This window comes from Citricoccus sp. CH26A (assembly GCF_000224415.1).
Taxonomy (GTDB): Bacteria; Actinomycetota; Actinomycetes; order Actinomycetales; family Micrococcaceae; genus Citricoccus.
On the sequence record NZ_AFXQ01000002.1, the window covers coordinates 120302 to 135256 of the forward strand.

Here is a 14955-nt window from a genome sequence, read left to right on the forward strand (position 1 = left end):
TTCCTATTCCTTGCTCGCTTGGTCGTCCACTGTACGGACTGCTCGGGTGCCACCGCCACGCCGGGCGGGGCGTGACCGCCGTTCGGCAGCGCGCTCCTCCGCCCGGCGCCCGGAGGCCGCCGCGCGGCGGGCCAGGCGCTGCTGGCTCCGCAGCTGGTGCCGCTGTCGGCGCCGGGCGCGGGCCTCGAGCACGAGGGACCGCGGGGAGAACCTCGCCCGCAGCCGTCGCCAGCCGCCCACCGAGCCTCGGATGCCGGCGATGTTCTCGTCCACCCGCTCCCAGTACTCGGCCACCTGGGCTTCGGTCGGCTCCCCGGGGCCGAAGACGGCGTGGTCGGCGCGGCGGGCCAGCAGGGTGGTGCCGGCCGCCGTCGTCGGGAAGGCGGCGCCCAGTGCGGCGGCGTGTTCGCGCCGGGTGCCGGTGCGCTGCGGCTCCGAGCCCAGGTCCGCGGCCAGGCTCAGCACCTCGGACCAGCCGCCGGAGACCTGCCCGGCCGGGCTGTCCGCCCGACGGCGCCGCGTGCGCCGCCGGGCCTTGAGCAGCGCGATCACCAGCAGCGGGATCATCAGGACGAGGACGGGGATCATCGAGTACACGACGATCATCACCACGGCTCCCCACCGGTCCCACCAGGAGCGCTCCTCCTGCTCGGCGTCCTGCGGCTCCGGCGCGGTGTCCGGCGGCAGGTCGGCCTGCTCCTGCGGCGGGGGCGGGGCTGCAGCACCTGCGGCTTCGGCGTGGACTGCGGCTGCTGCTGCGGCGGGGTCGGGACGTTGTCCTTGTCCGGGGTGGGGTCCATGGCCACCCAGCCGATGTCCTCGAAGTTGACCTCCACCCAGGCGTGGACGTCCTTGCCCTTGATCTGGACCGGCCCGCCGCCCTCGGGGTGGTTCTCCGGGTAGAAGCCCATGACCACGCGGGCCGGGATGTCCAGGGAACGGGCCATCAGGGCCATCGCCACGGCGTACTGCTCGTCGTCGCCGATCCACTGCTCCGCGTCCAGCAACCGGGTGATGCGCCCGGCGTAGTGCCCGGACAGCGAGGTCACCTCACCCTCGCGGCCGTTGGAGAACGCCCCGGACTCGTGCAGGGTGGACGCCAGCCCGCCGGCGATGCCGAACGGGGAGTCCTGCCGGCCGGTCAGCTCGGCCGCCTTCTCGGGGACCACCTGCGGCACCCCGGCCAGTTCCGGCATGACCACCGTGGCGAAGTCCCGGTCCTCGAGGTCCTCCGGGTCGACCTGTACCGGGTAGACGACCTCGGCGGTGTAGGAGTCCCCGGACTGCAGCGGGATGGCGGACAGGGCGGTCTCGTTGTCGTCGTTGTAGTACAGGGACCGGGACAGCTCGCCGGCCCGCGGCCCGGACAGGGCCACCCCGGTCAGCTTCCCGCCCCCGGGCAGCCAGACGCCGTCGTAGGCCCCGATGGTGATCTCCAGGGACCCGTTCTGGCGGTTCGGCAGGACCGGGGCCTCGGCAGCGGAGAGGCGGGAGGCGTCACCGACCGGCGAGAAGTGCCCACCGGCCTGGGGGTTCACCGTGTAGACCATGCCGTCGTACGCGTCCAGGGCGGCCAGCCGGACCCGCTTGCCCTCGGGGAGCCCGTCCACCGTGAACAGGACCTCCTCGTGCTGGTCCTTGACGTACTGCCGGAACTTCATCAGCGGGCTCGGGTAGTCGAACAGCTCGATCGGGGGCTCGACCACGTCCCGGAGCACCTTGCGGTCCTGGTCCTGCAGCAGCAGCGGCGAGGCCGCGGCGGTCAGCAGTCCGGCCACCGCCAGCACCCCGGCGCCCAGGCCGACCCGTCGCCAGACCAGCCGGCGCGCGGTGGCCGGATGGGTCAGCGTGGCGGTGTCGGCGGACGCCCGGGTCCCGTGCACCCGCATCCGGTGCCGTCGCCAGGCCAGCCAGACGACGGCGGCCATCACCAGCACCATGCCCCGCAGCAGGGCCATGGGGGCGTCCTTGGTGCCGAACAGGATGCCGACGGCGGTCATCGCCAGCACCGGGACGAGCGTCCAGTACGGCACCCGCACGCGCCAGGCCAGCAGGCCGGCCACCACGGCGGTCAGCAGCCCGGACAGGTACGGGGCCACCAGCATGCCGCCGTGGACGCCCACCGGCGCCGCGACGGTCAGGATGTCCTTCCACGTGGTCACCGGCCCCGTGAGCAGCACCCCGGGGGCGTCCGCGCCCGGCAGGAGTCCCGAGGCCGGGCCGGCGGGGGTGGCCAGGACGAGGCCGGCGGCCAGGTAGACCGCGATCACCACGCCGGAGGTCAGCCAGGGGCCCCATCGCCGGGAGGCGCTCGCCAGGGCGACGGCCAGGCCCAGGACGATCCCCCCGAAACCGGCCGTCAGGTACCGGGGGTCCCCGGCGAAGGTGTCGTGGAAGCCGAGCATCCCCAGGCCCAGCAGCACGGTCAGCACGGCGGCGTCGACGACCACCTGCACCCGGGGGTGGCGCAGGCCCCTCTCCCGGAGCCCCGTCCGGGCCCCCGCCATCACGCCGCCGCCTTCCGCAGCGCCAGGCCCAGGTCCTGGAGGTCCCCGAGGGAGACCACCGTCAGGTCCCCGATACTCGCCCGCCCGGTCTCCAGCCCGTGGGCGCACCGGATGGCGAAGGCGCGGACCCCGGGCGGCGCCACGTTGGCGGCCCGGCGCAGCTCACCGGGGCTGGGCTGGCTGCCGGTGACCAGGAAGAACACCGAGGCGTTGGGCACGTGGTCCGCGGTCTCTCGGGCCACGTCCAGGCTGGTGCCGCGCAACGGCCTGCCCTCGATCCGCGTCATGTCGTCGAGCATGGTGCGGCCGGTCTCGGTGTGGATCGGCCCGGCATGGGTGCGGACGGAGAGGTTGCGCTGCTCCTTGAAGGCCTCCAGGCCGATCGAGGCGGCCACGGAGACGGCCAGCTCGAAGTCGTTCTCGGTGGCATACTCGGCGGTGTTGGTGGACAGGGCGATGGCCAGGTGGGCGCGCCGGGTCTCCTCGAACTGGCGGACCATGAGCGTGTTGGTGCGGGCCACCGTCTTCCAGTGGATGTGGCGGCGGTCGTCACCGGGCACGTAGTCGCGCAGGGCGTGGAAGGAGACGTCCGCGCTGGAGAGGTCCTTCGTGGGCAGTCCCTCCAGGTCCCGGATGAACCCGGCCGAGGACCCCTGCAGGGCCACGGTGCGCGGGTGGACGTACAGGTCCTGCGGCTCGGTCCACCTCAGCTGGCGGCGCAGCAGGCCCAGCGGGTCCTGGCGCACCGAGCGCACCGGCCCGACCACGATCACCGCGCGGCGGTGCGTGGGGATGGTGAACAGGTCCTCGTGCACGGCGCCCGGGCGCATCCGGGGCAGTTGGAACACGGCGGTGGCCCGCCCCACGGGCAGCTCCATCGCCACGGGGAGCAGGGCGCGGTCCGCGGTGTTGGTCACCTCGATCGCCCCGACCGCCCGGTCCCCGACGGCCACCCGCGAACGGGCCAGGTCCAGGTCCACCCGGTAGGAGGAGCGGCCGAGGATGAAGCCGATGGCCAGCAACAGCAGCAGGACGCCGACCAGTCCGGCGACGAGCGCCTCCGCCCAGCCCAGCGTCAGTCCGACCGTCCAGGCGGTCACCGTCACCGCCAGCACGATCCACCCCAGCGGGGAGACCACCTCGAGCACCGGGCGGGCGGACCGCGCCCACCAGCCGGCGGCGGACTCGAGCACCGGCCCCGTGATGATGGCGGCCGACTCTCCCAGCCGCCTCCACCGCTCCCTCAGGACGCCGGCCACCCCGGCCCCTCGTGGACGGGGCTGCCGTTGCGGGGCGCTCCGTTCCGTGGCCATCCGTGACGTCGGCACCTCAGGCCCCGGCGGCGGTGGAACCGCTCCGCGCCACGGTGTCCTCGGGGGCGCCGGACGACATCACGGCGCCCACCGGGACCGGTGCCTCGGCGCGGTGCTGCGGGGCACCCACCTGGGCCAGGACGCGTATGAGCACGGCTCCGGCGGTGGCCCCGGCGAACTCGGCCTCCGGGTCCAGCACCAAGCGGTGGGTCCACACGTGCGGGGCCAGGTCCTTGACGTCGTCCGGCAGCACGTAGTTGCGTCCCTGCGAGGCGGCGCGCACCTTGGCTGCGCGGACCATGGCCATGGCGCCGCGCACCGAGACACCCAGCCGGGTCTCGTCCGCGTCACGGGTCTGCTCGGCGAGCTCCGCGATGTAGTTCAGCACGGCCCCGTCCACGTGGACGGTGGTGGCCAGCTCGGCCATGTCCCGGATGGCCTGGGTGGTGATGATCGGGCTCAGGGCACCGGAGCGGTCCTTCGTGGCGGCGCCGGAGAGCAGTTCGACGGTGGAGCTGCGGTCCGGGTAGCCGATCGAGGTCTTGATGAGGAAGCGGTCCAGCTGGGCCTCGGGCAGCCTGTAGGTGCCGGCCTGCTCGATCGGGTTCTGGGTGGCGATCACCATGAAGGGGCGCTCGTTCGCGTAGGTCACGCCGTCCACCGTCACCCTGGCCTCCTCCATCACCTCCAGCAGCGCGGACTGGGTCTTCGGCGAGGCCCGGTTGATCTCGTCGGCCAGCACGATGTTGGCGAAGATCGGTCCCCGGTGGAACTCGAACTCCTGGGTCCTCTGGTCGTAGATCGTCACGCCGGTGACGTCCGAGGGCAGCAGGTCCGGGGTGAACTGGATGCGCGAGTGCGTGCCCTTCACCGTGGCGGCCAGCGACCGCGCGAGCATCGTCTTGCCGGTGCCGGGCGCGTCCTCCAGCAGGACGTGGCCGTCCGTCAGCATCGCCGTGAGCACCAGGGAGATGACGTCCTCCTTGCCCAGGATGGCCTGGCCGATGTTGTCCGAGATCTTCTCGAACGTGCCGGCGAACCACTCGGCCTGTTCAGTGGTCATGGTCATGGTGCGTCGTCCCCTTCGCTGGTGGTGCTGGTGCTGGTGCTGGTGCTGGTGCTGGTGCTGGTGGTCAGTGTGCTGGCGCAGGGCCGGGTCTCAGTACCCCGGCCACGGCCTGATGGGCGTGGTCTTGACACCGCTGCCGTCGAACACGGCCCAGACCTGGTCGAAGTACGCGTTGCCGGCCCAGCAGTTCAGGTCCCCGGACCCGCGCCCGTTGGCTCCCACCGAGATGGCGTAGGAGTTGCCCGAGCCGATCGTGCGTCCGGACCCGGCCTCTCCCCCGGAGGCCCAGCACTTGGCCGTGTGGGTGCCCGGGGGGAAGTCCTGGACGGAGACCCGCAGCTTGTGGCAGTTGATGTTGCAGCCGCTCTCACTGACGGGTGTCCCGCGCTGGGTGACCCCGCTCGGCTTGGCCGGTGGTGGCGGGGGCGGCGGTGCCTTGTCCGAGGCGGCCTTGCCGGACCACTGCCTGGACTGCTGCGCCGAGGTCTCCAGCGTGGTCTGGACCCGCACCACCACCTTCGAGGTGGTGCTGTACCCGACCTTGGCCGTGTGGGACCCCGCCGTCGCGTCGACCTGCCGGCCGTCCACCGTGACCGTCATGGTCAGGCCCCGGCCGTTCTCGTAGTCGCGGACGTTCGGGTTCCAGGTGTGGACCACCTTCTTCTCGCCGCCGGAGGACCTGACGTTCGCGGCGTCCCTGATGGGGCCGTACGCGCTGGTCTGGTTGGAGGCGCCCGAGGGGTCTCCGGCGCCGGCGGCGTTGAGCGCCCGCACGGAGACCGTCACGTTGGTGCCGTTGGAGCCGACGTTGATGGTGCTCCCGGGCCCCGCGATCCCCTGCCAGCCGCCGCCGTTCACCTGGTACTGGTACCCGGTGATCGGTGAACCGTTGGCCGAGCCCGGGGTGAAGTCCACCGTGATCTGGTGGTCCTTCCCGGTGGCGGCGATCTTCGGGGTGGAGGGGGCCTTCGGCCGTCCATAGGGAGTGACCGCCGTGGACCGGGCCGAGGGCTCGGAGTCACCGACCCGGTTCTGCGCGACCACGGCGAACGAGTACGAGGACGTGGTCTTCAGGCCGGTCACCTGTTGGGAGGTCCCGGGGATACCCGCGATGGTCCGCACCCTGGTCCCGCCCTCGTGGACGTGCAGGTCGTAGGACGTGATCGTGGCGCCGTTGGCGTCCGGGGCTCCCCAGGAGACGTCGATGACTCCCCCGTTCACGGCCGACTGGGCGCGCGCGGCCGAGGGCGCCAGCGGCTGCATCGGAGCCCCGGCCGGAGTGACGGACGAGGACCAGCCGGAGAACTCGGAGGGCCGGTCGGCGTCGTTCACCGCCTGGATCCGGAACTGGTAGGCGGTGCCGTTGGTCAGCCCGTCCCACGTCGTGGAGGTGCCGGAGACGGACCGCTGGCTGACGCCGTCGGCCGGGGCCGGGGAGATCTCCACCGTGTATGAGGTGATGGGTGAGCCGCGGTTCACCGGTGCGGTCCAGGACAGGTCCACGGTGCGGTCGCCGTCGGTGCCCGTGGGCGGCGCCGGCTGCTCGGGCTCGACGTCCGGCCGGGCCGGGGCCGAGGCCACGGACGGATCGGACTCGCCGACGTCGTTCGTGGCGGTCACGGTGAACGTGTACTCCTGGTCGTTGGTCAGCCCGGCGATGGTGCACGTGGTGGCCGGGCACTGCTGGTCCACCCCGGACGCGGAGACCGTGTACCCGGTGATGGCGGAGCCGTTGTTGGCGGGGGCGTCCCAGGTCAGCACGACCTCTCCGTCCCCCACGGAATCCACGCGGGGCACCCCCGGTGCCTCCGGCGCGCCCTTGACGTTGAGGGTGATGGTGCCCTGGACCTCACGGTCGGGGTCCTCCGTCAGGTCCCCGACCGTGTACTGGACGCGCATCTGGCCGACGAAGTCCTGCGCGGGGGTGACGACCACGTCCGACCCTGCGACCTCCACCCGTCCCTGCCCCTCCTGGGTGGTCGCCGCGCGCAGGGACAGCGGCCCCTCCCCCTCGAAGGGATTGACGTCGTTGGCCAGCACCGCCACGGTCTCGGCACGGCCCTGGTGGGCGTCCGCGACGGTGTCCGGGTTGGCCACGGCGAGCTCGCGGTCGGAGGCGTTGACGCTGATCGCGACCCGGGCGGCCACGGGCTCGGACCTGCCGTCCGTGACGGACACCTGGGCGGTGCCCCGGGTCCCCTTCGGGGTGCGGTTGTCCGCCCGGACCGAGAGCACCGAGCCCTCCAGGCTCACGTCCACGCCCTCGATGTCCACGGCGCCGAGCGCGAACTCCAGGTTCCCGGCGTCCTGCGGGTCCGGGTCGGCGGCGGCCTGGGACAGGTCCAGCCGGGCGGGCTCGGCGCCGGCGGCCACCTCCAGCGAGTTGGACTGCAGGGTGGGCGGGGTGTTGAACTCCTCCTCCGGCGGCGGGATCACCCGGATCGGCTGGGTCAGCACGGACTTCAGCCCGTCCGGGTCGTCCGGCCCCGAACCGTCCGTGACCTCGAAGCTGACGGAGGCCACGCCGGCGTAGTCCCGGGGCGCGCGGAAGACCAGTTCGGTGGCGGAACGGACCAGGTCGGCCTCCGACTGCGGCGAGGAGGTCACCTTCGCCTCCTCGGTGAGCCGCGGGGCACGTCCGTCGCGCACCACCACGAGCTCGCCGACGTCGAGACTCAGGTCCTTCCCGGCCGTCACCTCCAGCGGGGCGTCCGAGCGCAGCGCGGGGCGGGCCTCGCCCGAGCCCGGCACGATCACGAAGGCGTAGGAGGAGAGGGAGTCGGCGTCGGTGAGCCGGTAGGTGATGATCTGCGGGTTGGCCTCCACGGGGACCACCAGCTGGTCGTCCTCGGTCAGTCCCACGCCCTCCGGATCGTCCGGCAGGGTCACCGCGAGGTCGTCCGCTGTGCCGTCCGGGTCCTCGTCGTTGCCCAGGATGTCCACGGTGACCTCGTCGTGGTCCACGGTCTCCTGGAAGGAGACGCGGTCGTCCCTGGCGATCGGCGCCCGCAGCGGGGCCTCCGGGTCCGCCTCGACGGTGAGCGTGCCGGTGTCCGTGCCACCGCGGCCGTCCGTGATGCCGTACCGCACGGTGACGAAACCGGCCTCGACCGGGGACGTCAGCAGGATGCGCCCGTCCACCAGGGCGGCGTCCGAGCCCTCGGTGGCCTCGAGCGTCTCGAGGAAGCGCAGCTCGTCACCGTCGGCGTCCGTGTCATTGGCCAGCACGTCCACGGCCACCGGCCGGCCGGGCTGGACGCGGATCGAGTCGTTGACCGCCACCGGCGGGGTGTTCTCCTTGGCCACGGGGGCGATCCCGATCATGATCGTGCCGGTGGCCCGGGCCCCGAGGCGGTCCTCCACCACGTAGGTGAAGGCGTCCGTGCCGGCGGTGCCCTCGGCGGCGGTGTACTCGATCGAGTTCGCGGTCACCTTCGCGGTGCCCAGCGAGGGCGGGGTCTGGAGCTGCACCAGGGACACCGAGTCACCGTCCGGGTCGATCCCGTTGAGCGGGATCGGGATGGCCACGGTGTTCCCGGCGAAGACGCGTCCCTCGACGCGTTCGGGCGTGGGCGGGGAGTTGCCCTCCAGGTCCACGGCGGTGACGTGGAAGGTGACCCGGGCGGAGGCCTCCTGGCCGTCCGGCCCGGAGACCGTGTACACCGCGGAGACGGTCCCGGGTTCCTGGCCGGCACGGAAGCGGACCATGTTGTCCGCCACCGAGATCAGCCCGTCCGCCTCGTCCACGCCCTCGGCCAGGACCGGTTCCAGCGTGAGCTCGGCCCCGTTGGGGTGCACGTCGTTGTCCAGGACGGGCACGGTGACCACGTCACCGGCCCGCACGACGGCGGTGTCCGGATTCGGCCGCGGCGGTTCCATCGACTCCGGGGCCGGGATGGGGATGACGGTGACCTCGCCCGTGGAGGCGGCGGTCCCGTTGGTCACGGTGTAGGAGAAGGTCAGCGGCTCGGCCAGTCCCCGCTGGTCGGTCACGCGCAGCACGGCGTTGCGCTCGATCGAGACCCCGATCGGCGCGTCCTGGGGCACGTCGACCTGCTGGACCACCAGCACCCCGCCCTCGGGGTCGGTGTCATTGCCCAGGATGTTGACCAGCACGTCCCCGGTGGCCGGCACCAGTGCCACGTCCCGTACGGCGATCGGCGCTCCGGGGTTCTTCTCCGGGTCCTTCACGTCCACCCGGATCAGTCCCGGGGCGGAGGCCGGGCCGTTGGTGGCGACGTACTTCAGGTAGAAGGTCCTCTCCTGGCCGGAGCGGAACGAGACGGTGCCCGTGTCCGGGTTCATCTCGACCTCGGCGCCGGAGACCGGGTCCACGTGGGCCAGGCGCGGTTCGGAACCGGTGGGGTCGAAGTCGTTCGCCAGGGGTGAGAAGGTGGCCTCCTCCCCCAGGTTCACGGTGACGTGGTCGGTGGCGGTGATGGGCGGGGCGGATCCCTCGGGCAGCACCTCGATCACCACGCGGCCCGTGGCGGACTCGCGGCGGTCGGAGACGGTGATCTCCAGCTCCTTGGTGCCGGTCGACTTGCCCACGTCCTCGAAGGTCAGCACCCCGTCCGGCCGGACCCGGACGACGTCCCCGTCCTCGGAGACGGCCCCCATCAGCTGCAGGTCGTCCCCGTCGGGGTCCTGCCAGTCGGTGAGGATGTTCTGGGAGACCTCGGTGCCGGCCTGGACCCGCAGCGTGGTCACGCGTTCCTGCTCGGGGGCGCCGTTCTGGGCCTCGGGCACCACCCGGACAGTGGCCCGGGCGGTGTCCGTGCCGCCCCGGCCGTCGTCGGCCTCGTAGGTGAAGGAGGCGTTGCCGGTGGCGTCGGGGGGGACGACGAGCTGGAAGCCGGTGCTGTCATGGATGGGCTGCAGGGTGCCGACCGTCGGCTGGTCGCCCTTCAGCGCGGCGGTCAGCAGGTCCCCGTCCGGGTCCACGTCGTTGAACAGCACGGGCAGTGCCGTCGTCCGGCCGGCCCGGACCCCGAAGGAGTCGTCCCGGGCCACCGGCCTCTGGTTCTCCTCCTGGCGGTCCGGCAGCTCGATGGATTCGGTGATCTCGTCCGATTCCTCCTCCTCCTGCTCGCCCTCGCCCTTCGGCGGTTCCAGGTCGGCCCAGTTGTTGACGATCTTCATGGCGTCCTGGACCAGCCAGGTGTTGCCCTGCGAGATGTCGTTGAGGACCACCACGTCCCGGTTGACGCGGAAGACCAGCTGCGCGGCGGCGGGGATCTCGGGGATGCGCTCGGTGACGTCCTGGGCGTCGTCATCACAGTCCCGCTGGTACAGGCCGGACCCCTGCCAGGCGGAGTGCGTGCACGTGCCCACGCGGACCGGCTGGACCGGGGTGCCCGTGGCCTCCACGGCTGAGTACGTGGCCTCGCCCCCGTCCAGGGGGACGGTGGCCGTCTTGTTGGCGAGCGCGACGACGGCGCCGGCCGCCTCCGGTCCGGGCGCCTGGAGCCTTCCCCCGCCGGGTCGACGACGGTGGAGGACCGCCCCTCGGAGGTCACCAGCGTGCCGGAGGCCGCGTCGAACACGACGCCGGTGTCCCCGACGGCGGACACCTGCGGGGACGCGAGGCCCTTGAGACCGTCCACCTCGGTGGAGACGATCTCGCGGAATCCGGCCGGCTGTCCGGGCGAGGCGTCCCCGGCGCCGGCGGCGCCGTCCTCCCCCTGCCCGCCGTCCGCCCCCGTGCCGACCCGTTCGGTCGCGGCCGCCTCCCGGCGCTCGGACTCGGTCAGGGGGCGGAAGCCCGTGATGAGGTCGGCGTCCAGGTCCGCGATCCACACGGTGTCGTCCCGGCCCACGGCCGCGGCCACGCGGCCCTCCGCCTCGTAGAGCGGTTCGGCGCCATCAGAGGACATCGCGCCCACCTCTGGACCGGACGCGGCGTACACGCGCCCGCGCTCGGCATCGACGACGGCCACGACGTCCTGGCCGTAGGAGAAGCCCGCGTTGGCCGGCAGCATGTTCTCGTCCGTCAGCTCGAAGGCGGCCGGGTCCACGGTGACCAGGGCGCCGATCTCGCGGTCCCGCAGGTAGACCTGGTCCGCGTGCTGGGCCAGGTCGTACTCGGTCATGGTGGTGGTGACGCCGCCGTCGAGGGTCTGCGACTGGTAGTTGAGGTGGGCGACCTTGCTCTCCTCGCGGTTCACCACCCACACGCCGCCGTCATTGAGGTCCACGTCCGCGGTCTGGAAGCCCGGGTAGAGGATGGCGCCGGTGACGGCGAGCGCGGATACCCCGACGAACGCGGTGGCCTTCAGGGCACCCTGGCGTCCGGCACCGAAACCTGCATTCACGATGACCCCCCATAGTGACCATTCAGCGCGCGGGGTCCGTGGACCCACGGGCCGCCCCGGTGAGTCTATCCGGTGGCGCACGGCCACAACCGCATCCGACATGGGGAGTTCTCCCCATCGGGCGTGGTGTGGCGGGGTTCAGTCGACGACGAGTCCCTCGCCGGTACCGGACATCAGGATGGACGGACGGATCTCACCGAAGCCGCGCACCATCTGCGGCGGTTGCGGGATCAGGACGAAGCGTTCGTCCCCCTCCAGGGCCAGCGCGGTCATCGCGTCGACCAGCACGCTGCCCGGGTCGGCGAGCGCGGTCAGTCGGGAGGCCAGGTTCACGGTGGGTCCGTAGATGTCCCCGAGGCGGGACAGCACGCGCCCCCAGACGAGGGACACCCGGGCGGAGGGCAGCACCGGGTCCTCGCTCATCGCCTTGGCCAGCGCCAGCGAGATCTGCGCCCCGGCCTCCGGGGTCTCGGCGTTGAACAGCACCTCGTCCCCGACGGTCTTGACGAGCCGGCCGCCGCCGATCGAGATGATCTCGGCGCACTTGTTCTCGAAGCGCTGGACCATCTGGGCCAGGGTGCGCTCGTTCATCCGCCGGGAGAGCGAGGTGTAGGAGACCATGTCCGCGAAGCCCACGGCGCGGGCCAGCGGCAGCGGGGCGTCGTCCTCGGACCCGTCCCGGCCGATGGCGCTGGCGGCCAGTCCCGCCTCGGCCCGGACGGTCAGTCGCTGCAGGGCCGAGTTGAGCTGGCGGCGGTAGGAGTACTCCATCACCTGTTCGAGCGGCTCGATGATCTCGGGGAGCATGCCGACCACGGCACGGCGGGCCTCCGGGTCCGTCATGCCCTCCTCGCTGATCTTGTTCTCCACGAGCGCCTCGATCTGCCAGACGACCATCCGGTCCGTCATCTGGCCGATCGAGCGGGTCAGCGAGATGGCGGTCTCCTCGTTGAGCACGCCGCGGCGCACCAGGTCGATCATGGTGCCGATCGCGGCCGTGTCCTTCGGCGTGAAGGCCCGGTCCCCGTCCTGGACGTTCGGGAACCCCAGGGCCCGCCAGAGCTTGCGGGCGGAGATCAGTGAGACACCGAGCTCGCCGGCCATCTCGCGGCGGGTCAGCGTGCGCGGGCCGCCGAGCAGGTCCGTCTCCAGGGCGGAGATCGCCTGGGTCCAGGTGGCCGGGTCCTCCTGGATGGCCAGCGACGAGGTGGCGGTGGTGTCCGGCGGCGCCTCGGCCGGTTCCGGTTCCGTGGACGGCCCGGGGGCCACCCCGGCCGCGCCCGGCTCCCCGGGGGACTGCGGTGCCGTCGGCTCGCCGCCCACCGGGATCACCGGCAGCGGGGAGGTGACGGGGAAGGGCTCATCGGCGTGGCCGGCGGGCCCCGCCGGCCCGTCGGCGCGGGACGGGTCCTCAGCCATGGTGACCACCGCCCGCGGCGGAACCGGGGGATGCCGGGGCCGGCGAGACCGTGTACGAGGAGTACGGCGGAGCGGCCTGCTCCGCCAGCTGCCGGCGCAGGGAGGCCACCTCGCGCAGGATCAGCTCGCGGAACCGCACCGCCTCCGGCATCCCGGCCAGCACCCACTGGGAACCGGCCCCGTGCTCGATGACGAGGTCCCCGGCACCGGCCATCCGCTGGCCCCGGCGCTGGCGCAGCCGGACGTCGTACACGGCCAACAGGTGCAGGGCGCGCTCCCGGGACCGGCCCGGGCCGGCGCGCTGGACGATCCGGAGACTGGTGAGGACGGTCGTGCGCGTGAGCCACCGCCAGGCCGGGCGCAGGCAACCGAACAGCAGGGCCAGGGCGGCGAGCACCCAGACGGCGCCGGTCAGCCATGATCGCGCCTGGACGAGGGCCTCGGGGAGGTCGCCGCGGGCCAGGACGCCCTGGAGGTACCCGGTGGCCAGGGCGATGAGCATCAGCCGCAGGACGGGCATGGTCAGGGCGCGCGGATGGGCCCGGGTGCGCACGCGCACCTGTTCCTCTGGTGACAACCGCAATCCCACGTCCGTAGCGTCCTTCCCTGTGTGACGGTCCTGTGTCACGGTCCCCTGAGTCAGCGGCGCAGGTGCACGACGTCGGCGGCGGAGACCTCCAGCAACTCACCCCGCCGGGAGGCACCGGCGACCGCTGCCCCTATCCTCCCACGGTCCGCGGGCTCGATCAGCAGGGTCCCGCCCGGCCCCAGCCCCCGGGCGGTGCCGGCCAGCGTGGTCCCGCCCGGCAGCTCGGCCCGGACCTCCGCCCCCAGGGTGCCCAGCCGCTCGACGACGGCGCCCACCGCCGGGTGCGTCCCGTCGACGTCGGCGTCGGGGTCGGCACCGGGACCGCCGATGGCGGCCTCGAAGGCCGCCAGGGCCTCGCCCAGGGAGCGCAGGAGGGCGTCGAGGACGTCGACGGCGAGGGCGGAGGTCCCGCCCGCCGGCCCGTGGTCCCCGGCATCGCCGGGCAACCACTCCGCCATCGACGTCGCGGTGGGGACCGGGGGCCCCTCGGGACCGAAGTCCAGGTTGAGCCCCAGCCCCAGGACGATCCCGGACTGGTCCGGCAGCACCCCGGCGAGGATGCCGCAGAGCTTGCGGCCGTCCGGGGCCAGCACGTCATTGGGCCATTTCACCGTGGCGGCGATCCCCCGCCGGTCGAGTTCCCCGGCGGTCACGGCGGCCGCGATCAGGGTGGCCCAGCTCCAGTGCCGGAAGGGCACCCGGAGCCGCAGCACGACGGACACGGACAGGGCGGTGCCGGCCGGCGTGGTCCAGTCACGCCCCTGCCGTCCCCGTCCGGTGCGCTGGTCCAGGGTGGCCACGGCACGCAGGTGCGGCCAGTCCCGCGGCGCGTCCGCGGCGGCCTCGAGCACGAGTTGCTGCGTGGAACCGGCGTGGTCGAGCCAGGTGACCTCCGGGACGGGGGACGGGCTGCGGCGGGGGGCGTGTCACTGTCCATGACCACAGGTATACCCCGTTCCGCCCGTCCGTCCGGTGGACCTACGCCACCGCCCGGCACGGCGGTAGCCTCGTGCCCTCCGCTTCGGCGACTGGTGAACGGGGTCGGACATGACGGGTGGCCAGTGGGCCAGGCCCACCGCCTACGAACGGTTCATGGGGCGGTGGAGCCGCCTGCTGGCACCGCGCTTCCTCCAGTGGCTCCAGGCCCCGACGGGAGGACACTGGCTGGACGTCGGTTGTGGCACCGGCGCGCTCACCGCCGCCCTCTGCGCGAAGGCCGATCCGGCATCCGTGCTGGGCTGCGACCCCTCGGAACCGTTCATCGAGTACGCACGCGAGCACGTGCCGGACCCGCGGGCGCGCTTCGTGGACCGGTTCTGGACCACGGCCGCCGCGGTGGACCACCGTGCCCGTGAGCTCGACGAGGCCCGGCGCTTCCCCCTGTGCCGGCCCGAGGCCCTGGAGCGACTGTTCCGTGGGGCCGGTCTGCGGCGGGTCCGCGTGGAGCCGGTGTGGCTGCGCACCGTCTTGGCGGGGTTCGAGGACTACTGGCAGCCCCTGCTCACGGGGGACGGACCCGCCCCGGCCTACCTGGCCACCCTCGACGAGGACCACCGGGACGCGCTGTGCCGGAGGCTCAAGCAGGCCCTGCCCGGGGGCACGCACGGCAGGATCTCCCTGCTCGCGCGCTCCTGGGCCGTCCGCGGCATGGCCCGGTGAACGCACGCCTCCGGATCCCGCCCCGGGACCGGCCCCGCGGCGTGGCGGGCCTCCCGGTGCGCATCGGCTTCGACGGAGCGTGGCG

Annotated in this window: 9 protein-coding genes; 1 reads left to right on the plus strand and 8 read right to left on the minus strand. The window is 73.1% G+C overall.

Features of this window, described 5'->3' with window-relative positions; translation table 11 throughout:
* Positions 1-3 precede the first annotated feature (3 nt).
* From CITRI_RS19255 to CITRI_RS15880, 8 genes are all read right to left on the minus strand, one after another.
* On the minus strand, positions 4-609 hold the full coding sequence (locus CITRI_RS19255) for a DUF4129 domain-containing protein (RefSeq protein ID WP_141565895.1): 606 nt from the start codon (positions 607-609) through the stop codon (positions 4-6).
* A complete protein-coding gene (locus CITRI_RS15865; RefSeq protein WP_010142858.1) occupies positions 606-2507 on the minus strand; it encodes a transglutaminaseTgpA domain-containing protein in 1902 nt (633 codons plus the stop codon). Before CITRI_RS15865 ends, CITRI_RS19255 begins: the two co-directional genes overlap by 4 nt.
* Entirely contained in the window at positions 2507-3766 is a 1260-nt protein-coding gene (locus tag CITRI_RS0101860) for a DUF58 domain-containing protein (RefSeq protein ID WP_010142859.1), read from the minus strand. The genes CITRI_RS15865 and CITRI_RS0101860 overlap by 1 nt, the downstream gene beginning before the upstream one ends.
* Before the next feature lie 70 nt (positions 3767-3836).
* Positions 3837-4889: a MoxR family ATPase gene (locus CITRI_RS0101865; protein WP_010142860.1), complete on the minus strand. Its 1053-nt coding sequence runs from the start codon at positions 4887-4889 to the stop codon at positions 3837-3839.
* Between the two features lie 90 nt (positions 4890-4979).
* Positions 4980-10259, minus strand: a complete 5280-nt coding sequence (locus CITRI_RS0101870) for an Ig-like domain-containing protein (protein WP_010142861.1) — start codon at positions 10257-10259, stop codon at positions 4980-4982.
* A gap of 1082 nt (positions 10260-11341) precedes the next feature.
* Positions 11342-12622, minus strand: a complete 1281-nt coding sequence (locus tag CITRI_RS15870; RefSeq protein ID WP_010142862.1) for an adenylate/guanylate cyclase domain-containing protein — start codon at positions 12620-12622, stop codon at positions 11342-11344.
* Positions 12615-13181 (minus strand): PH domain-containing protein, encoded by a 567-nt coding sequence (locus CITRI_RS15875; RefSeq protein WP_010142863.1) that lies wholly within the window; start codon positions 13179-13181, stop codon positions 12615-12617. The genes CITRI_RS15870 and CITRI_RS15875 overlap by 8 nt, the downstream gene beginning before the upstream one ends.
* An 80-nt stretch (positions 13182-13261) precedes the next feature.
* A complete protein-coding gene (locus CITRI_RS15880) occupies positions 13262-14062 on the minus strand; it encodes a biotin--[acetyl-CoA-carboxylase] ligase (RefSeq protein ID WP_010142864.1) in 801 nt (266 codons plus the stop codon).
* Positions 14063-14258: 196 nt separating this feature from the next.
* Here CITRI_RS15880 and CITRI_RS0101895 point away from each other — a divergent pair, with 196 nt between their 5' ends.
* Positions 14259-14870, plus strand: coding sequence for a bifunctional 2-polyprenyl-6-hydroxyphenol methylase/3-demethylubiquinol 3-O-methyltransferase UbiG (locus CITRI_RS0101895; protein WP_010142865.1), 612 nt, complete (start codon positions 14259-14261; stop codon positions 14868-14870).
* The last annotated feature ends 85 nt before the right edge of the window (positions 14871-14955 follow it).